This is a genomic window from Allorhizobium pseudoryzae (genome assembly GCF_011046245.1).
In the GTDB taxonomy this organism is placed as follows: Bacteria; Pseudomonadota; Alphaproteobacteria; order Rhizobiales; family Rhizobiaceae; genus Neorhizobium; species Neorhizobium pseudoryzae.
In genome coordinates, this window is the sequence record NZ_CP049244.1 from 27036 (window position 1) to 49946 (window position 22911).

Here is a 22911-nt window from a genome sequence, read left to right on the forward strand (position 1 = left end):
CCGATCTGATCTTGCAAGCGGGTCTGCCGCTCAGATCGGGGCTGATTGGCAGCGCCAGTGTCGCGTTTCTAACTGGCTGGTGAGCACGCGCCTCTAACCAGCTTTGACATTGTCTCGACATCGGCCTAGCGAATAGATCGACTGCAAGCAGATTGCTATCCGCGCTGATCTGCAAGTCGATAGTAAAAGCAGCGCTTCCCATCGTGCTTCGCTTCAATTCGCCTCAAATCGACCTGATTTGATCATTCGTCAAACAGGAATTGACCGTAGTCCGTTGCGCCGTGCAGGATGTGGATAATGACCACTTTGGTGGGCTCAACGCGATAGAAGATCAGGTAGTTGCCGTGAACGCGTCGACGGATTCCATAATGTTCATAGCGAGGGACAAGAGCGAAGCTGTTGGGATTACTAATAAGATCTTCACATCGGCTCCGCAGCTCTCGAATGAATGAAAGAGCGCGCTGTGGATTGTGCTCGGCAATGTAATCGGCAATCTGCTCAAGATCGCCTTCGGCCTCGCTGGTAAACTCGAGGATCATGCCGAATTTTCGGCTTTGTCAGCCATCGCACGGTATTTAGCTTCGAGACGGTTGAACACATCACTGGCCGACTTGGTTCGACCGGCGTCCGCATCAGAGATGCCGCGCATGATTGAAGCATCCAGAGCGGCCAGTCGCGTTTCACGATCCTGAACCAGTCGCACGCCTTCGCGCAAGACTTCACTTTTCGAGCCGTAGCGACCTGTATCCACGAGCTGCTGAATGTAGCTTTCGAGCTGCTTGCCCAGATCGGCACTAATCATGCGTATCTCCTTCAGGGGTGATCGGAAGAATGTACTCGGTTTATCAACTATTATCAAGCGGGGGGTATGCGCCCCCTGCCGTTAGCGATGCCAATTTCCCTTACTCCTTAGAGGCGACCCAATGAGACTTCGGCGATAGTCTTGGTTGGCGAACTCAGTAATGTGGGACCGTCTGGGCAGCCGCCGGGATGTGAAACCCTGTTTTCGCCCTGGGATAGATCTGCGACGCCACATCTTGAAAATCCAATTGGCGGGCCACCGGTTCGATTCTGTTCAAGGCGATGCTTCGGTAGCTTCGCACCCCGAGGCGGGTGCCACTCACATTCAGCCAATTGGTGATAGCGAGAGGTATTTAGCAGACCTGAAGGAACATCATCGTTTCGTTAGGGGCGGCGGTTGCAGCGCTGGCTTAGCCATGATTTGCATGTGATTAGGCATGGAATAAGGACCCCGCAAATGGGGTGATCGGCGTCCAAACGGGACCCCCATCTGCGATGGGGTTACAACAGCCTCCGGTTTCATCGGAGGCTTTTATTTGGATGCTTGTTGTGGAGACAATTCTCAAGATACGTCGGCTTTCCCGTGTGCAGGGCAAGTCGATCAAGGCGATCTGCCGGGAGCTTGGCATATCGCGGAAAGTGGTGCGGCAGGTTCTGCGCAGCGATGAGACGGAGTTCAAATACGAGCGGACCCGTCAACCTCAGCCAAAGCTCGGCCCCTGGCGCGATCATCTTGATGGAATGCTGCTCGCCAATGAGGCGAAGGCTTCCCGCGAGCGGCTGACACTGATCCGGATATTCGAGGACTTGCGCGACCTCGGCTACGAGGGCGGTTACGACACAGTTCGCCGCTACGCCCGAACCTGGGCGAAGGAGCGCGGCTCCGTGACGGCGGAAGCCTATGTCCCGCTCTATTATGCGCCGGGCGAGGCCTACCAGTTCGACTGGAGCCACGAGATCGTCGTGCTGAACGGCGTGACGACGACGGTGAAGGTGGCGCATGTCCGGCTCTGCCACAGCCGGATGATGTATGTGAGAGCCTATCCGCGCGAGACGCAGGAGATGGTCTTCGATGCCCATGACTGTGTTTCGGCGTGCAAAATTGACCCCATTAGCGGGGTAATCGGCGTCCAATTTTGACCCCCTTCGGATTTATCTGACCATCCGTCTTTTGACGGCGGATGGAGAGGGAGTTGAAGCGAGTGGATACGATTGCGCGCGTCCGGCGGGCCTTTCATGTTCAAGGCTGGTCGATGAAGAAGATCGCCCGCGAACTGCATGTTTCCCGCAACACGGTCCGCAAGATATTGCGCACCGATGAGACCGACTTCTCTTACGAGCGCGAGCGGCAACCTTTGCCGAAGACAGGGGCCTGGAAGGCGGAGATCGAGCAGTTTCTCGTGACGAACGAAGGCAGGCCATCGCGCGAACGGCTGACGCTGATCCGGATTTACGAGGAGCTGCGGGCGCTCGGATACGACGGCAGCTATGATGCGATCCGCCGTTACGCCAAGGGTTGGGCGAAGAACCGCGGATCAGCGACGGCGCAGGCTTATGTGCCTCTCTACTATGCACCCGGCGAAGCCTACCAGTTCGATTGGAGCCACGAGATCGTGCTGATCAATGGCACGACGACGACCGTAAAGGTCGCCCATGTCCGGCTCTGCCACAGCCGCATGATATTTGCCCGCGCCTATATGCGCGAGAGCCAGGAGATGGTGTTCGACGCCCACGACAAGGCGTTTGCCTTCTTCCGTGGCACCTGCACACGCGGCATCTACGACAACATGAAGACGGCAGTGGAGGCCGTGTTCGTCGGCAAGGAGCGGCTATACAATCGCCGTTTCCTGCAGATGTGCAGTCATTATCTCGTTCAGCCTGTCGCCTGCACACCCGCCTCCGGCTGGGAGAAGGGGCAGGTCGAGAACCAGGTTGGCTTGGTGCGCGAACGCTTCTTCACCCCGCGCCTGAGGGTCAAGAGCCTTGAGGAATTGAACGTCTGGCTGCTCGATAAATGTGTTGCCTATGCCAAGGCGCACAACCATCCGGAACAGGCCGACCAGACGATCTGGCAGATGTTCGAGGCCGAGCGCGGCAGTCTCGTTCCCTATGTCGGTCCGTTCGACGGCTTTCACTGCGTTCCGGCCTCGGTGTCCAAGACCTGCACGGTCCGTTTCGACAACAACAAATACTCGGTCCTCTCAACGGCAGTCGGCCGCCCGGTCGAAGTCCACGCCTATGCCGACCGGATTGTCGTCAAGCAGGATGGCACGGTCATCGCCGAACATCGGCGCAGCTTCGGACGCGGCGAGACGGTCTATGATCCCTGGCATTATGTGCCTGTCTTGGCCCGCAAACCCGGCGCTCTTCGCAATGGCGCGCCGTTCCGCGACTGGGTAATGCCAGCGGCGATGGAGAAGGTCCGCAAGCGATTGAAGACAGTCGATGATGGCGATCGGCAAATGGTTACTATCCTCGGATGCGTGCCAGGCGACGGGATCACGGCCGTGGAGGCCGCCTGTCAGGAGGCGCTTGAACAGGGTGTCTGCTCGGCTGCCGTCATTCTGAACATCCTGGCGCGTCGTCGCGATCCGGCTCCGGCTGCGCCCCTACAAATCCCCGATGCACTGCGGCTGACCCATGAGCCGGTCGCCGATTGCGCACGCTATGACAGCCTCAGGAGGGCAAGCTGATGGAACGCACACAGGTTCTGGAATTGATGAGCACCTTGAAGCTCTACGGCATGCGCAGCGCCTATGACGAGGTCATGGGCAACGGCATCAAGCGCCAGCATGAACCGCCGCGCATCGTTGGCGATCTTCTGCAGTCCGAGATCGCCGAGAAACAGGCGCGCTCCATTCGCTACCAGCTCAGCATCGCCAAACTGCCGCTCGCCAAAGACATCGACGACTTCGACTTCGCCAACACACCCGTCAATGAAGGCCTTGTCCGCGATCTGGCCACCGGAGCCTTTGTTGCCGATCAGCGCAATGTTGTTCTCGTCGGCGGCACGGGCACCGGCAAGAGCCACCTGGCCATCGCGATTGCCCGCGCGCTCATCCGCAACGGCACACGCGGGCGCTTCTACAATGTCGTCGATCTGGTCAATCGGCTGGAGACGGAGACGCGCAGCGGCAAGCAAGGCCGGACCGCGGATTATCTCAACCGCCTGGACTTCATCATCCTCGACGAACTCGGATACCTGCCCTTCGCCCAGGCCGGCGGCCAGCTTCTATTCCATCTGATCAGCAGGCTTTACGAGCGCACATCCATCATCGTCACCACCAATCTCGCGTTCGGCGAATGGCCAACCGTCTTCGGCGACGCCAAGATGACCACCGCGCTCCTCGACAGGCTGACCCATCACTGCGAGATCGTCGAAACTGGCAACGAGTCCTGGCGCTTCAAAAACCGCTCTCAAAGCTAAAGCCGAAGAGCCCCATCACTCGCACCTGGTTCGCCCTCTGCAACCCCGGCCAGCGCCGGGCGATCCAGGTGCTGATCGTCAACATGGGGGTCAACATTGGACGCCGATATGGGGTCAAGTTTCCGTGCCGATTGACAGTTCTCGTCCTCAAGAGCCTTCAGCTTGCGGGCATCCGACACATCCATGCCGCCATACTTCGCCTTGTATTTGTAGAAGGTTGCATCCGAGATGCCATGCTTGCGGCAGACATCGACTGTCTTCGCGCCCGCCTCCTGCTCCTTCAATATCCCGGTGATCTGTTCTTCCGTGAACGGTGAACGCTTCGTTCGTCCGTCTCCTGATCGTAACGGACTCTCCCAAAATTTGGAGGAAGTTCAGGGTCTCAGGTCAGCAAGCACGTCAACCTCTGCATCGTCCATGAATGTCCCCAGCTTCGGCCATCTGGCGCGGAGCTGGTCGGCGACGTGCCGCCAGGTCTGAACGGCTCCGTCATGGTCGGGCTGCAGGAAGGCTTGGCGGATTGCGGCTGCCACCATGGTGTGCTGACCTTTGGGCACATAGGCAAGCGCATTGCGCATGGCGTGAACCCGACATCTCTGCCATGTTGCGCCGAACACACGGGTGATGGCAGCCTTCAATCCTTCATGAGCATCGGAGATGACGAGCTTGACGCTGGTCAGCCCTCGGCGCACCAGATCACGCAGGAACGAGGCCCAGAACGGTTCGGCTTCGAAAGGGCCGATATGCAGGCCGACGATACCCGCTTGCCGTCCGTATCGACGGCTACTGGGATTATTGCCGCGACCGAAACGATGCGTCCGCCTTCGCACATCTTCAGATAGGTCACATCCAGCCACAGGTATGGCCACGCACCGGAAAGAGGGCGTCTGAGAAAGGCGTTCACACGTTCGTTAATATACTTGCATAGCTTGGAAACGGGTCATCCCCAGGGCCTTCACCAGCTCATCGACCTGGCGGGTCGATACACCATTGATCCAGGCTTCTTGAATGACGGCCACCAGCGCCTTCTCCACCGTCTTCCTCGGCTCCAGAAAGCCGGGAAAATAGCTGCCGGAGCGCATTTTCGGGATCTTCAGGTTCAAGGTGCCGAGCCGCGTGTCGAGTGTCCGGTCGCGATAGCCGTTGCGCCAGGTCTGGCGGCTTTCGCCACGCTCGTAGCGTCCGGCTCCGATCAGGCCATCCACATCGGCCTCCATGATCATTTGTAGCACGCTTTCGGCAATCAAACGAAGAAAATCCGGATCACCGCTCTTCGCAGCAAGATCGGCAAGAGGTAATCTGCCGTCGGTCATCAAGTCTTCCTTTCGGTCAGGTTGAAGTCTCGCAACTCCACCTTCTCCGACGAGCCCGGTGCCCACCTGACGTCTCGCGGGAAACCAAAGCGAAATCTCCACCGCTTTCTCCACGAAAATCGCCCCCGAATTTACACCAGCTTCGCGGACGCTATCGTTTTGCATTCCAAACTTGCCGCTCGTCCAAAAGGCACGATCAATCTGGTAGTGCTCAATTCAGTGATGTCTGAGGTCATGTTCGCAAACAAGGGAAAGTGCTGCTCGTAGCGATCAGAGCTCACTGCAAGATGGAGAATACGGCAAGAGGATCCGCGCCGACCAGGAGCGCATGGCCGCCCGACAGCAACCAGGCCGAGACCAGCGTTGAAATGAGGCCGCCGATGACAAGAGGTTGGTCGAGGTAAAGTCGCCGTCTGCCCGTCAAGATTGCTTTGAACGGTATGATGGATGATCCGTTTGCCATGGTCGCCCAACGGGAGCCGAGCCTTGTGCGCGAGCGGCGTTCCGAAACGAAAACGCCCACCAGCGAAAAGGCGGCAAGTCCGCCGAACAACAAAAGGGACCTCAGATCGCCGTTGGGCGGGATATGTCCTGCTGCCCAGAGCACAAATCCCCACAGCACTGGATGGCGGGTGAGCGAAATGATCGCTCCCTGCGCCGGACCAGACTGTCGCAAGCTCACCGAAAATGGGTTCGGGCTGAGAAGACCGGCGACGATGAAGAACAGGCCCAACGGCGCCGAAACGAGCGTGATCGTGACTTGCCAGGCTGCCGCGTCCCAGAGTTCGACATAGTCGGTCCTCAGTGCCTCGTAAAACAGCCATGCCAGAAGCGCCGTGGATGTCGTCGAGTAGATCACGAGGTAAGCGGGCCGTCCGATGTGCAGAATGATCCGTGACCGTATGCCCGCAATCGCAGGCACGGAATGCAGCACAACGAACAGGAAGAGCGCGGTGATCAGGCCATTCATGGCGCCGCCTCCTCACTGCTGAAAGAAGAGCACCGCCGTGATGATACAGGATGCGGCGACGGCAATCATGGTGCTGTAGGCCTGTAGCACTCCCATGCGGTAGAGCGCGATTGAAAAGCCGACGATGATCGGCGTGGCGACAACGAGACCAAGCTGTGCGTCTGACATGATCTGAACTCCTTCATGGCCTGCTTGTCTCGCGCCGGGTGGAACAAGTCCTTGCGCTGGCACAAAGAAGCCGGACGCAGCCGTGTTTACAGCTGAGGCAACACGGGAGACGACACCATGACGGCAAGTGTTGAAACGGACGCCGGGGCGCGTTCCGATGAGCAATTTATCCTTTGGATTCTGGTTTGGAGCGAACTGATCGCATTCGGCATCCTGCTTGCGGCATTCCTGGTTCTCTCCCTGCTCCATCCGGAGAGTTATGCGATGGCGAAACTTCATCTGAATGGTCGTCTTGCAAGTTTCAATACACTGGTGCTGATCGCCAGCGGCTGGTTCGCGGCGGAGGCGCACCGTGCGCAGTCGATCCACATCCGACGCGCGGCCCTTCTCGGTGCAGCAATCCTTGGTTTTCTGTTCGTCGGCATCAAGGTCATCGAATATTCGGGCGAGATCCGGTTTGCGGGGGATGCGGCCTTTCACGCGTTCTTCGAACTTTATTTCCTGATCACGGGCTTCCACCTGGCCCATGTCATATTTCTTGGTTTCGTGATGCTGGCCATCGCACGACGGGCGGAGACGGAGACTGTCAGGACGGTGACCACCCTCTGGCATGTGATTGACCTCGTCTGGCTGACGATCTTTCCTGTTCTCTATCTGGGCTGACATCATGAGACAGCAAAAAACCATCTGGCTTATGGGCCGCGCAGCGGTCCTCATGATCGTTGCGATGATTGCCGGCCTGGCGGCGGCGCAGTGGAAACATGAGGCGGTTCCGTTCGCGATACTCGTCCTGATCCTGGTGCTCACCGTGGTGAAGTCGCGGTGGGTGATCCTTGACTTCATGGGGTTCCGCACCCTGCACCCGCGTCTGGCCGTGGCACTTCTGGCCTGGCCGACCTTCTTTGCCGTGGCAGCCGCTGCGCGGGCGGCCCTCGCGGCGCTCGGGCTGGTTGGTTAGTCCAGGTCCGCAAACCAGACCGCTGAGGCAAGCGATCCCAGCCCGAACGAGGATCCGGCGGCAAAGAGTGCCAACGCAAGTCCCAGAGGGCTGTCCTGAAGCAGCATCGCCGCAACCGATGACGGCTGGACGATGAGGGCGCCGAGCATGGTCAGCATCCCAAGCAGGAAGCCGTTGACATAGCTGGAAACGATCAAGCGGATCAAAGTCGGCATCGTTGGTGGCCTCCGATGGCTCAACACCGGTTCTGCCTGCTTGTTCCAGCCACTCCCAATGCACCGCCACTGTCGGATCGGATTTCGGATCCTGCTGCCTGCGATTTGTTTGCATTGGCACAAAGAAGGCGCCCGGCTTTTCCCGCATCTGCTGGGGTGGCGGCTTTTGCGGGCAACCGTACCGGCCACACCATTCCGGCCTGAGGGGCGAGAGGGACAAAGAATGTCTGAACATCTAACCAAAACGGGTGCGCGAAACGTCTTTTACGGCGGATCGGCCTTCTTCTTCGCGATCTTTCTGGGGCTCACGGCCCACAGTCATTACTACATGCGCACCACCTCCACGGACGAAAGCACGCTGACCGACGCGGTTGCTCGCGGCAAACACGTCTGGGAGCAGAACTCCTGCATCAACTGCCACACGCTGCTGGGCGAAGGCGCTTATTTCGCGCCCGAACTGGGCAATGTCTGGACCCGCCTCGGGGGCGATGACGATGTCGAGGGAACCCGTGAAACGCTCAAAGCATGGATGCAGGCCCAGCCGAGCGGGATCGAAGGCCGGCGGCAGATGCCGCAGTTCAACCTGACCGATCAGCAACTGAACGATCTTGCCGAATTCCTCCGGTGGACCAGCAAGATCAAAACCCAGAAATGGCCACCCAACGATGCCGGCTGATCTCCAGGGAAGGACGACGATCATGAAATATCAAACCCAAAAGGTCGCGATGCTGTATTTCTACGGTGCACTCGGCCTGTTCATTGCGCAGCTCCTGTTCGGCGTGCTGGCCGGCACGATCTATGTGCTGCCCAATACATTGTCCGAGCTTCTGCCGTTCAACATCGTGCGCATGGTTCACACGAACGCACTCATCGTGTGGTTGCTGATGGGCTTCATGGGGACCACCTATTACCTTCTGCCTGAAGAGGCGGAGACCGAACTTTACAGCACGCGGCTTGCGGTGCTGCAGTTCTGGCTCTTCCTCGTGGCCGCGGCGATTGCGGTGGTCGGCTACCTGTTTCACATCCACGAAGGGCGCGAATTTCTCGAGCAACCCTTCGCCATCAAGGTCGGCATCGTCATCGTCGCGCTGATCTTTCTCTTCAACGTCACGCTGACCGTGCTGGAGGGGCGCAAGACCGTGGTCACGAATATCCTGATCTTCGGCCTTTGGGGTGTCGCGATCTTCTTTCTGTTTGCCTTCTATAATCCCGCCAATCTGGCGCTCGACAAGATGTACTGGTGGTACGTCGTGCATCTGTGGGTCGAAGGTGTCTGGGAGCTGATCATGGCCTCTGTCCTCGCCTTCCTGATGATCAAACTGAACGGCATCGATCGCGAGGTCGTGGAAAAATGGCTTTATGTGATCGTCGGACTGGCGCTCTTCTCCGGCATTCTGGGTACCGGCCATCACTTCTACTGGATCGGCGCGCCGGGCTACTGGCAGTGGATCGGCTCGATCTTCTCCACCCTTGAGGTCGCACCCTTCTTCACCATGGTCGTCTTTACCTTCGTGATGACGTGGAAGGCAGGTCGCAAACACCCCAACCGCGCGGCCATCCTCTGGTCTATCGGCTGCTCGGTCATGGCCTTCTTCGGTGCCGGCGTCTGGGGCTTTCTGCATACGCTGTCCTCGGTCAACTACTATACCCATGGCACCCAGGTCACCGCAGCACACGGACATCTGGCCTTCTTCGGCGCCTATGTGATGCTGAACCTTGCCGCCATGGCCTATGCCGTGCCGGAACTGCGTGGCCGTGCCCCCTACAACCAGATGCTCTCGATGGTCAGCTTCTGGATCATGTGCGCCGCCATGTCGGTCATGACGTTTGCCCTCACCTTTGCCGGCGTCCTCCAGGTTCACCTGCAGCGCGTGCTGGGGGAGAGCTACATGGATGTGCAGGATCAACTCGCCCTCTTCTACTGGATCCGTCTCGGATCGGGCGTTTTCGTCCTGATCTCGGCCGTCATGTTCATCTGGGCGATCTTTGTTCCCGGCAGAGAACGGACACCGGTCGCGTCACTGCAAGCCGCGGAATGATCGCACATGCGGCCCCACCCATCCGGCTGGGGCCAACACCGCCTTCTCAGGAGAAAGATCATGAACCTTTTGTCTTCGGCCCGGGAACGGGCACATGTTGAAATTCCGCCTTATGTTCCGGGCGGCAATGAATGCGCACTGTTCGAGATGGCCTGGACCCGCCAGCTTCCCTTGCTGCTCAAGGGGCCGACCGGCTGCGGAAAGACCCGTTTCGTCAGCCACATGGCGACGCGTCTCGGCCTGCCGCTTTCCACGGTCTCCTGCCACGATGATCTGGCTGCCGCCGATCTGACGGGCCGTTACCTTCTGAAAGGCGGCGATACCGTCTGGGTTGACGGCCCGCTGACCAAGGCGGTCCGTGACGGTGGCATCTGCTATCTCGATGAAATCGTCGAAGCCCGCAAGGATGTCGCGGTGGTGCTGCATCCCTTGACCGATGACCGGCGCATTCTGCCGCTCGAGCGCACCGGTGAAAATCTCGCAGCACCACCGGGCTTCATGCTCGTCGTCTCCTATAATCCGGGATACCAGAACCTGCTGAAGGCGCTGAAGCCATCGACCAAACAGCGGTTCGTCTCCATCGAATTCGGCTTCCTGCCCAAGGCGCAGGAGATCGCCGTCGTCTCATTGGAAAGCGGACTTGATGAGGCGCGGGTTGCTCCTCTGGTCGAACTTGCCCGTCGTCTGCGCCAGTTGAAAGATCAGGACATCGAGGAAGGCGTCTCGACCCGACTGCTCGTCTACTGTGCCACGCTGATCGACAGCGGGATGCCCGTTCGCGAGGCGGTCAGGGCCGCCATGATCGAGCCCCTGACCGATGACCAGGACGTCAAAGTGGCCCTTCTCGAAGTCGCAACCGGCGTGATCGCCTGAGGTCATCATGTTCGAGTTTCTGGAAATGGAAGAAACCGTCGGCAAGGTCTGGCACCGACTGGTCGGCGCAACCTCGAGCATGCCGCGTTATCCCGATAGCGCTGTTTCTTTTGAGGAGGTGAAGCCCATCCTTGCCACCTGTTTCAGAGGCTTCGGCGGAGACACGACGGCGCAGCTCGGTCCTGCCCATGCGCGCACCAGTTCTCACAGATTGCGCCTGCGGCAACTGGTGGGGCTCGGCGAAGAAAAGATGGCGCTGGCCCTTCGTGATGCGGGCACCGTGATGCTGCCGCCGACCATCGACCTCTTTCCGGACCGGTCACTCAACCGAAGTCTCTACATCTGGCTTGCCGCCTATATGGCGCAGATGCCGCTGTCGCCCTCTCGATCACCCGATCCGATGCGGGCGGATCTGGAAGCGCTCGACAGGGCCAGTCGGACCGTCCGGCAGGTTCTTGGCTGCTTTCCTGGGCTTTCCCGCACCTATGCCGCCCTGTCTGCAGCGGTTCTTCTCGAACGCAAGCGGGGTCACCTGCCGGCGGTTGAACAGCTTGTGGAGAACAGGGTGATCAGCATCCTGCGCGACGCGGCGGGAATTGCGAACCCATTACCGGTCGCCATTTTCCCGCAGCACGCCCCTGCCGGTTACCAACGCATGATGGCCGTGCCGCTCTGGCCATGTTTCGAGCCGCGCGAGGAGGCGAGTGGCGCCTTGAGCGACGAGGAGGCGGAGGAGCGATCGAATGCCGCGGCTGCCGGCCAGGAGCAATACCGTGCCGACCGCGACGCGGCCAGATCGACGGCGGAGCGAAGCCCGTTCATTCTGAACCGCTTCGAAAAGATCCTGGCGATGGTGGAAAAGATCAACATCGACCGGCCGACGGATGACAGGCAGGAGGACGACAAGGATGCGGCACGCGATCTCGACGAGATCACGCTCGGAAAGAGATTGGAGCGGCCGTCCTCCAGATATCGGTTTGACCTGGATCTGCCGCCGGAGCGGGTCGATCCTCGCCAAATTGAAGCGGAGGTCTCCTATCCGGAGTGGGACTACCGCAAAGCCGAATACAGGCCATCCTATTGCAAGGTGGTGACGGCAATGGCCGCGTCAGAGACGGTCGCTGGCGAGCCGGCAGGTGATTTGGCGCAAATGGTGCGCAAGGTTCGTCGTCAGTTCGAAATCCTGCGACCGAAGAACGAGACGCTGAAAGCCCAGCTGGATGGGGCCGAACTCGATCTTGATGCCGTTGTGCGCATGTGCACGGACCTTGCCGCCGGCGGGGAAGGATCCGAGCGGATCCACCTTCTCTCGCGTCCCCAGGGCCACGATCTGGCTGTGACCATTCTCGCAGACGTTTCCTTGTCGACTGATGCCTGGTTCGATGATCATCGTGTCCTCGATGTGGAGAAGCAGGCGATTGCCGTTCTCGCGCATGGCTTGAGTGCTTGCGGCACCAATCACTCGATCCTCACCTTCACATCGCGTCGGCGCTCGTGGGTGCGCGTGGAAACCGTAAAGGCCTTTGGAGAGGCCATGAGCCCGGCGGTGGAGCGGCGGATCGCCAGCCTCAAACCGGGTTACTATACCCGGATCGGCGCGGCCATCCGTCATGCCTCCGCTGAGCTTTGCAAACAGCCGAACCGCCGACGTCTGCTCCTGATCCTGACGGACGGCAAACCGAACGACATCGATCATTACGAGGGGCGGTTTGCCCTCGAAGATTCCCGCAAGGCTATCGCCGAGGCACGCCGGCAGGGGACGTCGGTCTTTGCAGTGACGGTTGACAAGGATGCCCGCAGTTACCTTCCGGCCATGTTTGGTCGCAATGGGTTTGCCATCGTTGGCAATATCGGCCGGTTGCCGCAGGTGCTGCCGGCGATCTACCGCGGGCTGACACGCTGAGCCCTGGCTTGGCGTGCAAATGGGCTCCGAGAGGGCGTGTCTCCGAGCCCATTCTGTTGATAACACAATCTCTCAGGCCGCCTTGCTGAAAGTGCGCCGGCTTTCATGAAGGTAGCTGTCGAATGTCGCGGCAACCGTGCGGACCAGAAAGCGATAGGCACTATCGAGGCGAACTTTTTCACCGTCGAGTGCGATGAAACCATCGGCTGCCATTAGCTGCAGCCCCGTGTTCGAGCGGATGAGGAGATCCGCAGGGAAACCGTGGCGGACAGAGATTGCCGCGAGATCAACAGCAAAATCACACATCAGCCGCTCGATCACTTCCGCCCGAAGTCGATCTTCGGGCGTCAGGCGATACCCTTTGACGGTGGGCAAGTCCCCGGCCATCACCTTGCGGGCATAGAGGCCTGGCGGAACCTCGTTCTGAACGTATCCGTCGTGAAGCCGGCCGATGGCAGAGGCGCCAAAGCCGAGAAGCGCGTCGCAGTTGTCCGTCGTATATCCTTGGAAATTCCGCCTCAGGCGGCCTTGGCCCGCGGAACGGGCGAGTTCATCCTCCGGTAAGGCAAAGTGGTCGAGGCCTATGCGGATGTAGCCGGCAGACGTCAAAACATCCGCGATCGCCTCCGCCTGCGCATGGCGAGCCTGCGCATCGGGCAGGGCGCTTTCGTCAATCAGGCGCTGATGCTTCTTGAATGTCGGGATATGGGCGTAGCCGAACACCGCGAACCGATCGGGACGCATGGCAATCGCCACCTGCGCCGTCTGTCTGCAGGAGGCGACCGTCTGATGTGGGAGACCATAGATCAGGTCGAAGTTGATGCCGTTGATGCCGTTGCGGCGCAGATCCTCGACGCAATGGGCTGTCGTGTCCTCCGACTGAATTCGATTGATGGCCTTCTGAACGACCGGATCGAAGCTCTGGACGCCGAGACTGGCCCTGGTGACGCCGCCCTCGCCAAGCGCTGCGGCCATCTCCGCCGTCAACGTGCGCGGATCGATCTCGACGGAAACATTGGCGCGGGGATGAACCGCATAGCGCGTGCGGATCAGGGCCATCAGTGCCAGGAATTCGTCTGGCCTGATGATGGTTGGTGTCCCGCCGCCGAAATGGATCTCGCGCACGTCCAACCGGGCGTCCGATTGTTTCGACACCATTGCGATTTCCGTGCGCAATACAGCCAGATAATCAGCGATGGGCGCGTCCCGTTCCGTGATCGTGGTGTGACAGCCGCAGTACCAGCACATCGAACGGCAGAAAGGGATGTGCAGGTAGAGTGACACCGTGCCTCCGCCGATCTTTGCGATCCAGCTGCTGTATTCGGCAGCGCCGATCGCGTTCGAAAACTGCGGTGCGGTGGGATAGCTCGTGTAACGCGGCAATCGCGTATCGCCGTATTTTGCAATCATGCTGTCGGTCATCGTCGTCCTCTCCAGACATTGCCCGACTTGCTTAGCCGTCACGTCATGGACCCTCTTTGCCTTTGCGCAAGCTGGAAGCGGAAAGTGCAGCGAGTTTGTTCGGGAGCAATGTTGTCGACCGCCATGACCCGTAACTTTGGCCATGGACACATCGTCCAGCCCGAAATCAAAGTCCGGAGAAAAAGATGTCGAACGCCATTCCCGAAATCGATGTGCGGATCATCCCGCCAGCGCAACGCCATCCCACCATTTTTGGCAGGCTGGCGACCTTGACGCCGGGTTCCGCGATGCATGTCACCAGCGACCACGACCCGCGGCCGCTGCACTACCAGATTTCGAGCCGCTATCCGGACGAATTCGATTGGGAGTACCTCGCTGAAGGCCCCGATGTATGGAAGGTGCAGATCACCCGCGTTGAGGCGAGCGGCTGCGAGTGCTGTTGCGGTCACTAGCCAGGAGGTTGCGATGCCCGGTGCGCCTCTGTCACGCTTCACGATGTCGTATTTTGCGGTGTCGATCGCCTGCCTGCTGCTGGCCCTCCTGGGGATGACAGCCGGGTTCGGATACCCGTCCGACAGTTTGGCAGCACCGGACACGCTTGTTATTGTCCATCTCCTAACGATCGGCTGGCTCGGGCTCCTGTTTTGCGGTGCGCTGCTTCAGTTCGTGCCGGTGCTCTCGGCCGCCGCGCCGCGCCTCACATGTCTGAGTGCACCTGCCTTGATCCTGCTGATCATCGGATTGGCGGCCTTGCTGGCCGGTTTCCTGGCGCTTGGCGGACGCCTGAATGGCGCTCTGTTGATCATCATGCCGGTCGGCGCCCTCAGCCTGGCCGCGGGTTTCGTCTGTCTGTTGTTGTCCTTTGCTTGGACCATGCTGTCGCAAAGGTCTGTGGATCATTCCAGCTGGATGGTGCTGATCGGGCTCATCTCGCTTCTTGTCACGATCACGCTTGGTGCATCCTTCACCGGTCTTCTCAGCGGCACGGCAGATCTTGGCGGTGTCCCGGCATTGCTGGAAGCGGGTGTTTCCGTTCACGCCCTGTCGGGGCTCCTGGGCTGGATGAGCATCACTGCCGCGGGTGTCAGCTACCGGCTGTTTTCCATGTTCATGGTGGCACCGGCCACGGGCCTTCGAACACGTCCATTGCTGGCCAGCATCATCACGGGTCTCGTTGTCCTGTGGTTTGGCCCGTTTGTCGAGAACGCCCGCTCTCCTGTGGCCGCATCACTGCAATGGGCTTCTCTCGCTTTTCTTGCTTGTGGCATGTGCGTCTTTTTCTCTGACATTGCAGGGATGGTGCGGGCGCGTCGTCGCAAGAGGCTGGAACTCAGCACACTGCTTGGCCTTTGCGCATTGGGATACCTTCCTTTCGGTTTCGCTCTCCTCGCATGGGCGGCTATCGCGCCCCAGTCTCAGACCGTCATTGCAGCGGCGATCTACGTGCTGGCAATGGGATGGCTTTCCGGCCTCGGCCTCTCCCAGCTCTACAAGATCGTTCCGTTTCTGACGTGGCTCGAGACCTATGGTCCGGTGATGGGGCATGCGCCTGTGCCGCGCGTCCAGGATCTGATCAGGGACCGGCGTGCCCGTCTCTGGTTTATCCTCTACCATGCGGGCGTCGTGGTGGGCCTGACGGCACTCCTGGCCGATGCTCTCATCCTGTTCCGCATGGCAGCCGGCCTGCAGCTTGTCGCAGTCACAATGCTCGCGCTTGAATTCATTCGTGCCCGGCGGCTGGCTTATGCGCCCAAGGACATCGGGCTCCCGTCCGGCACGGTTCGCCCCCACCTTTTCTATGCCCACCAAACATAAGGCCATCCAGATCAGGCCACCAACAGAAGGAATGAGCCGATGCCCCTGACCTATACGGAACTCGATGTTCGCCCCTTGCTTGCTGCAGGGGTCGAACCGTTTGTCGCCATCATGACCGCGGTCGATCATCTCGGTCCGACGGAGGGGCTTCGGCTGCTTGCACCCTTTAAACCGCAACCCCTGTTTTCCGTCATGGAGCGGAAAGGCTATCTGCACGAGATCCTCGAACTTTCGGGGGGAGATTATGAGGTTCGATTCTTTCCAAAGGATGCCGGGGTTCTGGCATCCGATAATGTCGATGATCCGGCCACCTGGCCCGAACCTGTTGTCGAACTCGATCTGACGGATCTCGATCCGCCGCAGCCGATGGTGCACATCCTGGAGACGCTGGAAGCGTTGCCTGCCGGAAATGTGCTGTTTGCGCTCCTTCAGCGCGAGCCGCTCTTGCTGTTTCCGGAACTCGTCAGGCGAGGACATCAGTGGGTCGGCAATCACGACCAGACCGGAAGCACATTCCGCATCATGATCCGGCGCGGTGAGGCCACACAATGACCTCGTCTGCTGTTCTGTTTGATCAGGTCGCGCAAGCCCTTTCAGATGTCATCGATCCGGAACTCGGAATGAGCGTCGTTGATGTCGGCTTGATCTATTCGGCCGAGAAGATTGCGGATGGGCAGATCCTGATCCGGATGACGACGACAACCCGCGGCTGTCCGCTCTCCGGTTTACTGGTCGATGCCGTCAGGGCGCGGGTCGCTTCCCTCGCACTTGCCGCCCGCGTTGATGTGGAACTGACCTATGACCCGCCGTGGTCTGCGGACATGATGCGGTCATGAACGTGGTCGAGGCCCGACGGGATCGCGCCTCGACTCCGGCAATTTGGCTCATCGCTGCGACGGAAACCCGCTCTTAAGCCCCGGTTGCGATCGCTTTGCGCCGTTTGCGCGTCAGCATGGGGGCATATTCCACCAGGTACAGCGCGAAGGCCAGGATCCAGCCGATCCCCGCTATGGCATGGATCAGGTTCGACAGGTCCGGCATCACCGATGTCAGGGGGCGGACAAGAGCGGAGACGATGATGGCCGCATAGGAGATGTTGGTCATCATTGATGCCTCAAGCTCACGGCCCGTATGGCCGCGGGTGGCCCGGGTCATGACGGCCAGCATCATGGTGGCAACGGTGCCGATGGTGAGAACATGCATGGCCGCTGTCGCGTCCATGTTCCCCAAGGCAGAGGCCGCAATCGCAACAAAGCCGAGCGGCACGAACAGGTAGGCGATGTGCAGGATCAGCACCAGAGGTTCGGCAAACGTCTTCCACCCGCGCCAGCGATAGAGCCGCACGACCTGCAGGATGGCCGCCGCCGCGGCTGCAACCGCGGTGACCACTCCTTCCGGACGAAGAGCCCAGGCCAGAAAAACGAGGACGGAGACGACGATCGTGCCCGAGTCGAAGCCGTCGTACGGTGCCGGGAACCGTGCTGCACCGGCCTTTGCCAGCCAGTTGCGGGTAAAGCTCGGCAGGATGCGCCCTCCGACGATGATGACCAGTGCGACATAGGCCGCGATAGCAAGGCGTGGGCTGACATCGGGCGCACCTTCCATCAGGGTCTCGACGTGAAAGCAGATGTTGGCAACCGACAGGATGAAGAGCCCGGTGACCACCTTCAGGTCCTTCCACTTTCGTCCGGCGATGACCTCACGCGCGCAAATCAACAGGAGCGTGGGCAAGAACAGGGAATCGAGCGCTACCGCGATCGCATTGCCCGTCAAGTCTGACATGAGCAGTGCCACGCGCCCGAGAAGCCAGAGCGAAAAAAGCCCCAGCAGAGGGGTGCCAGACACCGGCAGTCGTCCGGTCCAGTTCGGAACCGCCGTCAGCAGGAAGCCTGCCAGGACGGAACTGCCAAATCCGAACAGCATTTCATGCGCATGCCATGCGGGAGCACCGTATCCTTGCGCAATGTCGATGGTTCCCATCAGCGTCAGTATCCACAGCAGCATGGCACAGCACGCCCAGACTGCGCCGCCCAGAAAGAACGGCCTGAACCCGTAGGAAAAGAGAACCGGCCCGGTGGTCGAGAGGCCTCGCGGCACGGCGCCTCGACGCGTCGAGGGTATTTGATCTGCATGTCCCATATCGTGTCTCCATTGTGCGAGGAGGACAATAGGAAAGGAGACCGGTCTCTCTCTTTGCGCAAAGGCAAATGTGGAGCAGGTTTTGCTTGGTCAATGTTGTTCCAGCACAAAGAGAGCTGCAGCCGCCAGGTTTAGCTTCTGGATGAAAGGAACGAGAGACGTTCGTTTCTAACCAGGAGAGGTTCCATGAGCAGCCAGTTCCAAATCACCAGACGTTCTATTCTTGCCGGCGCCGCCTTTGCCGGAGCCATGGCGCCGCTTGTGGCTGCATCAGCGAGCGGCGCGGCCCCGCAGCCGAGCAATCTGCAGCCCCCGGCAACTGATATCGCCGGCCTTGAGCGCGTCAAACTTCAGCCGATCGCGCCGCCCTTCGTGCACCCACACACGCAGAAGGCTGTGGGCGGGCCGAAGATCTACGAAGTCACGCTGACCATCGAGGAAAAGAAGATCATCCTGGATGACGCCGGCACGGAAGTCCATGCCATGACCTTCAACGGTTCGGTGCCCGGTCCGATGATCGTCGTTCACCAGGATGATTATGTCGAGGTCACGCTAGTCAACCCGGAGACAAATGAGCTGCAGCACAATATCGATTTCCACTCGGCCACCGGTGCGCTCGGTGGCGGCGCGTTGACCGTGGTCAATCCGGGCGAAAAGGCTGTCATGCGTTTCAAGGCCACCAAGGCCGGGGTCTTCGTCTATCATTGCGCCCCTCCCGGAATGGTGCCGTGGCATGTGACCTCGGGGATGAACGGCGCGATCCTGGTGCTGCCACGCGACGGCCTGAAGGATCACAAGGGTAACGACCTCACCTACGACCGGGTCTATTATGTCGGGGAACAGGATTTCTACGTGCCGCGTGATGCCGATGGACATTACAAGACGTATGACAGCCATGGCGATGCCTATGCGGATACGCTGGAGGTGATGAAGACCCTGACGCCCAGCCATATCGTCTTCAATGGTGCTGTCGGCGCTCTGACCGGCGCCAATGCACTGCGGGCCAAGGTGGGCGAAAAGGTTCTCATCCTGCATTCGCAGGCCAACCGGGACACCCGTCCGCATCTGATCGGCGGGCATGGCGACTATGTCTGGGCAACAGGCAAGTTTGCCAATCCGCCGGACCTCGACCAGGAGACATGGTTTATTCCTGGCGGAGCCGCGGGTGCCGCATTCTACACGTTCCACCAGCCGGGGATCTATGCCTACGTCAACCACAACCTGATCGAAGCGTTCGAGAAGGGGGCTGCCGCGCATTTCAAGGTCGAAGGCGACTGGAACAACGATCTGATGACGGCGATCGTCACTCCCAATAATCACTGACATCAGGCGCGTCCGCACTCCTGGCAGCGCGGGCGCGCTCCTTCAAGGCACTTCATCAGGGCTAAACCCGATGTCTTCTCAGCGCGCCAAACATCAGGACGTCTCGGCTCTCTCGCTCGGGCTGCCTCTGGCACTCTTTCTCTGTGGCTCTGTGACCATAGCGGGCCAGTTGGGGTACTTCGAGCGGAACGAAAGGCTTGAGGTCGACGATCTTGTCGAGAGCGTCACCATCCCCGCCAGTAGCTTCACGTATCGCGCCGATGGCGAGTTCTACAAGAACGGCTTTGCTGTCGATGGACCGATCGTGAACGCCCGCTTTGCAAGGCCGCTTACGGTGATGAAGTACCAGGTAAGTGAAGGCGAATACGGGCGTTGCGTTAAGGACGCGAAATGCATTCCGATTCTTGCCGCCCATGTCCCCGGTGCGGATTTTCCCGCCACAGGCATAAGCTACGATGATGCCGTCCGATATGCGCGCTGGCTGAGCGACAAGACAGGCGAGGTCTGGACCTTGCCGACGCATGAGGAGATCGCATTTGCCGCCGGCAGCCGATTTCCGGACGATGCGCTTGGCGTTGACGCCAATAGTCGTAACCCTGCCTTGCGATGGCTGGCCGATTACGAACGGGAGACGCGCAGGAAGGCCGATGCTAATCCTGTTCCCAGACGACGCGGGACTTTTGGCGAGAACGAGCATGGGCTGGCCGATTTTGCGGGCAACGTTTGGGAATGGACCTCGACGTGTCACAGACGGGTGGACCTGGCCGGACCAGAGTGGAGCAAGGAGTCGACCGCCTGCGGCATCTATGTGACGGTCGGTCAGCACCGGTCGCCGATGAGCTCGTTTGTCCGCGACCCGAAATCCGGTGGGTGCGCCGTCGGAACGCCTCCGTCCAATCTCGGTTTTCGGCTGGTGCGCGATGATCGTTGGTACGCTGGATTACTGAGCCGGCTGCGCCACAGGGGGATCACTTCTTGAGCGCTTGCTGGCACTGGTCTTCCTGATAAAGTGAGGCCGTCAAATGGCGGACAGGGTAGGGACTTGGCTTGAAGATCGATAAGAGCGTCGTCAAATCCTTCCCGATGTTCGAGAAAATGCCCGAGGCAGACGTCGAGACGCTGCTGGGCCAAGCGGTGGCGAAGCGTATTGGGCCTGGGGAATCCTTCTTTGAGCAGGGTGCGTCGGCCAGCCACTTTTTCATGCTTCTGAATGGCAGGCTGAAGGTGACGCAGGTGACGACCGATGGCCAGCAGATCATCGTGCGTGTTGTGCATCCAGGCGATCTCTTCGGTTTTGCCAAGGCCTTGCGCCGCAGCGACTATCCAGGGTCGGCGCTCGCCGTGATCGAAAGCCTTGCCCTTTGTTGGCCGACGGAATTGTGGCCGCAGTTCATCGACCGCAGTCCGCATCTTGCCGTCAGCGCGCTCAATACCATCGGACAACGCCTTGAGGAGGCCCATACGCGCATCCGTGAGATCTCGACACAGGAGGTCGAACGTCGCGTGGCATATACCGTGCTGCGCTTGGCGAAACAGGCAGGCAAGGCGGAGGCCGCCGGCATCCGCATCGACTTTCCAATCACGCGGCAGGACATTGCGGAGATGACCGGCACGACGCTGCATACCGTGTCCCGCATCTTGAGTGCCTGGGAATCCAAAGGGCTCGTGGAAGGCGGCAGGCAAAAACTGCTGGTCCGCGATATCGTGGGGCTTCAGTCTTTGGCTGACAGCCAGGAGCGCTGAAGCGCCTGATCGTCCCCGGGTTTGTCGTCCCTTGTTTGTTGCGCGGCAAAGAGCCGGGCGAGGGTTTTGATATGGTCCTGACAACGAAGCCGATCGGGCTTCGCTCAAGGAGCAAGGACATGAACAAGACGATCCTCCCCGTGGTCACGGCAGCAATCATGGCTATGGCTTTCGGCACAGCCGCGTCGGCGGCGGATTACGAAATCCACATGCTGAACAAGGGCAAGGACGGCGCAATGGTCTTCGAACCCGCGTCCGTCAAGGTGGCCAAGGGGGACACTGTGACCTTTGTGCCGACTGACAAGAGCCACAACGCCGAAACTGTCGATGAACTGCTGCCGGCCGGTGGGCAGGCCTTCAAAGGAAAAATGAACGAAACGATAAAGGTGACGTTCACAACGTCCGGCGCCTATGTCATCAAATGCGCTCCGCATTTCGGAATGGGCATGGCCGCTGTGGTCATTGTCGATGACAACCCCGCCAACCTCGCCGACGTCAGGGCGGCAAAACTGCCGAAGAAGGCCCGCGAGCGGGTTGATGCGCAACTGCAGGCACTGGGTCTGTAAGTAGGCTGCCGTGCCGATCGATCTCGGTACAATCTTTGAAGCCAGTGTCTCGTAATCAACTGCTCAGTGACTCGAGGTCATAGGCGAATGGCTCCGCATCTCTTCGGGTTCAAAGAAAGAACGAGCGGACGTCAGAATGAAGCGCGCATTGGGTGTGGGAACTGCCGATGAGGACCGTCAGCAGCTTGCTGGAGATGGTCAAGTGGCTTGAAAAGGCACAGGATCCGGTGGCCACGCCATGAAGCGTCGCCACCGCTTCCCTGCGACATGACCGCTTCTGATCGGTGCATTGGCCGCCAAGTCTTCCTCATCCGTTTACTGCGGAAGACACCGATCAGACAGCCGGCTCAATGTCGGCGGGGTGTCACGCTGACCAGGCATCGTCTTCATGTGTTGCCCTTGAGGCGAAATAACATGCGTCAAATGGTCAAGTTATATATTGCGTGGTCTCGGCCGCCGATCTAGGAAGGGAACACTGACGGCGACTAACGGATGTTTTGAGTGCCAAATGCCCCTGTTGCGTTTCAAATGGCGAACGGTACGTCATCGAGGAGATGATTTTGCTCTCCCGCATGTGGTGCAAAAAGCATCGGGGAGGCAGAGTGCGTGCCTGCCATTTTGAACGCGATTTTTGCCGCCCACCGCCGCTCCCTGCTCTGGACCGTCATGCGTATCGTGCGCGACCCGCAGACGGCGGAAGACTTGGCGCAGGAGACCTATCTGCGCGCTCATAAGGCGGTCGCGAGCGGACAGGTCGAGCATATCGAGGGCTTTCTGCACCAGACGGCCCGCAATCTTGCGCTGGACCATCTGCGGCGTCGCAAGACCCGGGCGGGCGCCGAAGTTCAGGGACTGGACGAGCATCTGCTGGCTGGAATTTCGGCTGATATCCCCTCTCTCGAACAGGCGTTGATCGAGAAGCAGACGTTCGGCGTGTTTCAGGCGGCGCTTGCCGCCCTGCCGGACCGCGCGCAGGCCGTGTTGGTGCTCAGCCGCATCGAAGAGTGGTCAAATGTCCGCATTGCGGAACATCTCGGCATTTCGGAACGCACGGTCTTCAACGACCTGAAGCTTGCCATGGCCCATTGCCGGGACGCGATGGCGCGTCTCGACCGGAAGTAAGGAACACAATGGCGCGTTTCTTGATCCTCCAACTCCGACGGGTTGCCGCGACAGAGGCTCTGCTTTGCTCTCTTGAAGAGCATTTTTCCGGGTTTGCCGTGCTCGCGCGTCAAG

General features: G+C 59.7%; 23 protein-coding genes and 4 pseudogenes. 18 read left to right on the forward strand and 9 right to left on the reverse strand.

The genetic code is table 11. The features are described from left to right. Positions 1–242: 242 nt before the first annotated feature. Positions 243–539, reverse strand: coding sequence for a type II toxin-antitoxin system RelE/ParE family toxin (locus tag G6N78_RS19135; protein ID WP_165222589.1), 297 nt, complete (start codon positions 537–539; stop codon positions 243–245). After that, the gene (locus G6N78_RS19140; protein WP_165222591.1) at positions 536–802 is read right to left on the reverse strand and encodes a type II toxin-antitoxin system ParD family antitoxin; all 267 of its coding nucleotides are present in this window, start codon (positions 800–802) and stop codon (positions 536–538) included. Before G6N78_RS19140 ends, G6N78_RS19135 begins: the two co-directional genes overlap by 4 nt. Positions 803–1341: 539 nt before the next feature. Here G6N78_RS19140 and istA (G6N78_RS19145) point away from each other — a divergent pair. The 3 genes and pseudogenes from istA (G6N78_RS19145) to istB form a co-directional block, all read left to right on the forward strand. Further along, positions 1342–1884: pseudogene (istA, locus tag G6N78_RS19145) on the forward strand (IS21 family transposase); the annotation flags it as partial. 110 nt (positions 1885–1994) lie between these two features. Further along, positions 1995–3561, forward strand: a pseudogene (gene istA / locus G6N78_RS19150) (IS21 family transposase). After that, positions 3494–4228: an IS21-like element helper ATPase IstB gene (gene istB, locus G6N78_RS19155; RefSeq protein ID WP_165217142.1), complete on the forward strand. Its 735-nt coding sequence runs from the start codon at positions 3494–3496 to the stop codon at positions 4226–4228. The pseudogene istA (G6N78_RS19150) and the gene istB overlap by 68 nt, the downstream one beginning before the upstream one ends. A gap of 116 nt (positions 4229–4344) precedes the next feature. Here istB and G6N78_RS19160 read toward each other — a convergent pair. From G6N78_RS19160 to G6N78_RS19175, 4 genes and pseudogenes are all read right to left on the reverse strand, one after another. Then, positions 4345–4524: pseudogene (locus G6N78_RS19160) on the reverse strand (transposase); the annotation flags it as partial. Positions 4525–4617: 93 nt separating this feature from the next. After that, positions 4618–5541 (reverse strand): annotated as a pseudogene (locus G6N78_RS19165) (IS256 family transposase); the annotation flags it as partial. 277 nt (positions 5542–5818) lie between these two features. After that, positions 5819–6511 (reverse strand): NnrU family protein, encoded by a 693-nt coding sequence (locus G6N78_RS19170; protein WP_165222594.1) that lies wholly within the window; start codon positions 6509–6511, stop codon positions 5819–5821. Positions 6512–6523: 12 nt separating this feature from the next. Next, positions 6524–6679: a hypothetical protein gene (locus G6N78_RS19175; protein ID WP_165222596.1), complete on the reverse strand. Its 156-nt coding sequence runs from the start codon at positions 6677–6679 to the stop codon at positions 6524–6526. Between the two features lie 117 nt (positions 6680–6796). Here G6N78_RS19175 and G6N78_RS19180 point away from each other — a divergent pair, with 117 nt between their 5' ends. Together G6N78_RS19180 and G6N78_RS19185 are read left to right on the forward strand one after the other, a co-directional pair. Further along, a complete protein-coding gene (locus G6N78_RS19180; RefSeq protein ID WP_165222599.1) occupies positions 6797–7342 on the forward strand; it encodes a cytochrome c oxidase subunit 3 in 546 nt (181 codons plus the stop codon). Between the two features lie 4 nt (positions 7343–7346). Continuing rightward, positions 7347–7637: a hypothetical protein gene (locus G6N78_RS19185; protein WP_165222602.1), complete on the forward strand. Its 291-nt coding sequence runs from the start codon at positions 7347–7349 to the stop codon at positions 7635–7637. Here G6N78_RS19185 and G6N78_RS19190 read toward each other — a convergent pair. Further along, positions 7634–7852 carry a hypothetical protein gene (locus G6N78_RS19190; RefSeq protein ID WP_165222605.1) on the reverse strand — a complete coding sequence of 73 codons (219 nt, stop codon included), beginning with the start codon at positions 7850–7852 and terminating at the stop codon, positions 7634–7636. The genes G6N78_RS19185 and G6N78_RS19190 overlap by 4 nt on opposite strands. A 223-nt stretch (positions 7853–8075) precedes the next feature. Here G6N78_RS19190 and G6N78_RS19195 point away from each other — a divergent pair, with 223 nt between their 5' ends. From G6N78_RS19195 to G6N78_RS19210, 4 genes are read left to right on the forward strand one after another with little or no spacing between them, the layout of a single operon-like run. Then, positions 8076–8528, forward strand: coding sequence for a c-type cytochrome (locus G6N78_RS19195; RefSeq protein WP_165222607.1), 453 nt, complete (start codon positions 8076–8078; stop codon positions 8526–8528). Between the two features lie 22 nt (positions 8529–8550). Further along, positions 8551–9891, forward strand: coding sequence for a cbb3-type cytochrome c oxidase subunit I (locus G6N78_RS19200; RefSeq protein WP_165222610.1), 1341 nt, complete (start codon positions 8551–8553; stop codon positions 9889–9891). 60 nt (positions 9892–9951) lie between these two features. Beyond that, positions 9952–10764: a CbbQ/NirQ/NorQ/GpvN family protein gene (locus G6N78_RS19205; protein ID WP_165222612.1), complete on the forward strand. Its 813-nt coding sequence runs from the start codon at positions 9952–9954 to the stop codon at positions 10762–10764. A 7-nt stretch (positions 10765–10771) separates the two neighbouring features. Next, positions 10772–12667, forward strand: a complete 1896-nt coding sequence (locus G6N78_RS19210) for a nitric oxide reductase activation protein NorD (protein ID WP_165222615.1) — start codon at positions 10772–10774, stop codon at positions 12665–12667. A gap of 72 nt (positions 12668–12739) precedes the next feature. On the opposite strand, the gene hemN is transcribed toward G6N78_RS19210, so the two are convergent. Beyond that, the gene (hemN, locus tag G6N78_RS19215) at positions 12740–14089 is read right to left on the reverse strand and encodes an oxygen-independent coproporphyrinogen III oxidase (RefSeq protein ID WP_165222617.1); all 1350 of its coding nucleotides are present in this window, start codon (positions 14087–14089) and stop codon (positions 12740–12742) included. A 185-nt stretch (positions 14090–14274) separates the two neighbouring features. Between hemN and G6N78_RS19220 the strand changes: the two genes are divergently transcribed. The 4 genes from G6N78_RS19220 to G6N78_RS19235 are packed head-to-tail and all read left to right on the forward strand — an operon-like array spanning position 14275 to position 16740. Further along, entirely contained in the window at positions 14275–14541 is a 267-nt protein-coding gene (locus tag G6N78_RS19220) for a DUF2249 domain-containing protein (protein ID WP_165222620.1), read from the forward strand. A 13-nt stretch (positions 14542–14554) separates the two neighbouring features. Continuing rightward, positions 14555–15904, forward strand: coding sequence for a hypothetical protein (locus G6N78_RS19225; RefSeq protein WP_165222622.1), 1350 nt, complete (start codon positions 14555–14557; stop codon positions 15902–15904). Positions 15905–15943: 39 nt separating this feature from the next. Next, a complete protein-coding gene (locus G6N78_RS19230; RefSeq protein ID WP_165222625.1) occupies positions 15944–16456 on the forward strand; it encodes a DUF2249 domain-containing protein in 513 nt (170 codons plus the stop codon). After that, complete coding sequence (locus G6N78_RS19235) at positions 16453–16740, forward strand: metal-sulfur cluster assembly factor (RefSeq protein WP_165222627.1); 288 nt, start codon at positions 16453–16455, stop codon at positions 16738–16740. Before G6N78_RS19230 ends, G6N78_RS19235 begins: the two co-directional genes overlap by 4 nt. 73 nt (positions 16741–16813) lie before the next feature. Here the strand turns inward: G6N78_RS19235 and G6N78_RS19240 are convergent, their stop codons facing one another. Next, the gene (locus tag G6N78_RS19240) at positions 16814–18043 is read right to left on the reverse strand and encodes an NnrS family protein (RefSeq protein WP_165222630.1); all 1230 of its coding nucleotides are present in this window, start codon (positions 18041–18043) and stop codon (positions 16814–16816) included. A 186-nt stretch (positions 18044–18229) separates the two neighbouring features. Between G6N78_RS19240 and nirK the strand changes: the two genes are divergently transcribed. From nirK to G6N78_RS19265, 5 genes are all read left to right on the forward strand, one after another. Next, positions 18230–19366 carry a copper-containing nitrite reductase gene (gene nirK, locus G6N78_RS19245; RefSeq protein WP_165222633.1) on the forward strand — a complete coding sequence of 379 codons (1137 nt, stop codon included), beginning with the start codon at positions 18230–18232 and terminating at the stop codon, positions 19364–19366. A gap of 70 nt (positions 19367–19436) precedes the next feature. Then, on the forward strand, positions 19437–20345 hold the full coding sequence (locus tag G6N78_RS19250; RefSeq protein WP_165222635.1) for an SUMF1/EgtB/PvdO family nonheme iron enzyme: 909 nt from the start codon (positions 19437–19439) through the stop codon (positions 20343–20345). 68 nt (positions 20346–20413) lie between these two features. Next, complete coding sequence (locus G6N78_RS19255) at positions 20414–21109, forward strand: Crp/Fnr family transcriptional regulator (RefSeq protein ID WP_165222637.1); 696 nt, start codon at positions 20414–20416, stop codon at positions 21107–21109. Between the two features lie 119 nt (positions 21110–21228). Next, entirely contained in the window at positions 21229–21675 is a 447-nt protein-coding gene (locus G6N78_RS19260) for a pseudoazurin (protein ID WP_165222639.1), read from the forward strand. Between the two features lie 606 nt (positions 21676–22281). Further along, positions 22282–22797 carry an RNA polymerase sigma factor gene (locus tag G6N78_RS19265; protein WP_165222641.1) on the forward strand — a complete coding sequence of 172 codons (516 nt, stop codon included), beginning with the start codon at positions 22282–22284 and terminating at the stop codon, positions 22795–22797. The last annotated feature ends 114 nt before the right edge of the window (positions 22798–22911 follow it).

Bases quoted from the DNA above. Each gene is read 5' to 3' on its own strand.
- G6N78_RS19185 (WP_165222602.1), top strand. From the start codon at position 7,347: ATGAGACAGCAAAAAACCATCTGGCTTATGGGCCGCGCAGCGGTCCTC.
- G6N78_RS19135 (WP_165222589.1), bottom strand. From the start codon at position 539: ATGATCCTCGAGTTTACCAGCGAGGCCGAAGGCGATCTTGAGCAGATT.
- istB (WP_165217142.1), top strand. From the start codon at position 3,494: ATGGAACGCACACAGGTTCTGGAATTGATGAGCACCTTGAAGCTCTAC.
- G6N78_RS19235 (WP_165222627.1), top strand. From the start codon at position 16,453: ATGACCTCGTCTGCTGTTCTGTTTGATCAGGTCGCGCAAGCCCTTTCA.
- G6N78_RS19175 (WP_165222596.1), bottom strand. From the start codon at position 6,679: ATGTCAGACGCACAGCTTGGTCTCGTTGTCGCCACGCCGATCATCGTC.
- G6N78_RS19230 (WP_165222625.1), top strand. From the start codon at position 15,944: ATGCCCCTGACCTATACGGAACTCGATGTTCGCCCCTTGCTTGCTGCA.
- G6N78_RS19195 (WP_165222607.1), top strand. From the start codon at position 8,076: ATGTCTGAACATCTAACCAAAACGGGTGCGCGAAACGTCTTTTACGGC.
- G6N78_RS19240 (WP_165222630.1), bottom strand. From the start codon at position 18,043: ATGGGACATGCAGATCAAATACCCTCGACGCGTCGAGGCGCCGTGCCG.
- G6N78_RS19140 (WP_165222591.1), bottom strand. From the start codon at position 802: ATGATTAGTGCCGATCTGGGCAAGCAGCTCGAAAGCTACATTCAGCAG.
- nirK (WP_165222633.1), top strand. From the start codon at position 18,230: ATGAGCAGCCAGTTCCAAATCACCAGACGTTCTATTCTTGCCGGCGCC.
- G6N78_RS19205 (WP_165222612.1), top strand. From the start codon at position 9,952: ATGAACCTTTTGTCTTCGGCCCGGGAACGGGCACATGTTGAAATTCCG.
- G6N78_RS19260 (WP_165222639.1), top strand. From the start codon at position 21,229: ATGAACAAGACGATCCTCCCCGTGGTCACGGCAGCAATCATGGCTATG.
- hemN (WP_165222617.1), bottom strand. From the start codon at position 14,089: ATGACCGACAGCATGATTGCAAAATACGGCGATACGCGATTGCCGCGT.
- G6N78_RS19170 (WP_165222594.1), bottom strand. From the start codon at position 6,511: ATGAATGGCCTGATCACCGCGCTCTTCCTGTTCGTTGTGCTGCATTCC.
- G6N78_RS19190 (WP_165222605.1), bottom strand. From the start codon at position 7,852: ATGCCGACTTTGATCCGCTTGATCGTTTCCAGCTATGTCAACGGCTTC.
- G6N78_RS19220 (WP_165222620.1), top strand. From the start codon at position 14,275: ATGTCGAACGCCATTCCCGAAATCGATGTGCGGATCATCCCGCCAGCG.
- G6N78_RS19250 (WP_165222635.1), top strand. From the start codon at position 19,437: ATGTCTTCTCAGCGCGCCAAACATCAGGACGTCTCGGCTCTCTCGCTC.
- G6N78_RS19200 (WP_165222610.1), top strand. From the start codon at position 8,551: ATGAAATATCAAACCCAAAAGGTCGCGATGCTGTATTTCTACGGTGCA.
- G6N78_RS19180 (WP_165222599.1), top strand. From the start codon at position 6,797: ATGACGGCAAGTGTTGAAACGGACGCCGGGGCGCGTTCCGATGAGCAA.
- G6N78_RS19225 (WP_165222622.1), top strand. From the start codon at position 14,555: ATGCCCGGTGCGCCTCTGTCACGCTTCACGATGTCGTATTTTGCGGTG.
- G6N78_RS19210 (WP_165222615.1), top strand. From the start codon at position 10,772: ATGTTCGAGTTTCTGGAAATGGAAGAAACCGTCGGCAAGGTCTGGCAC.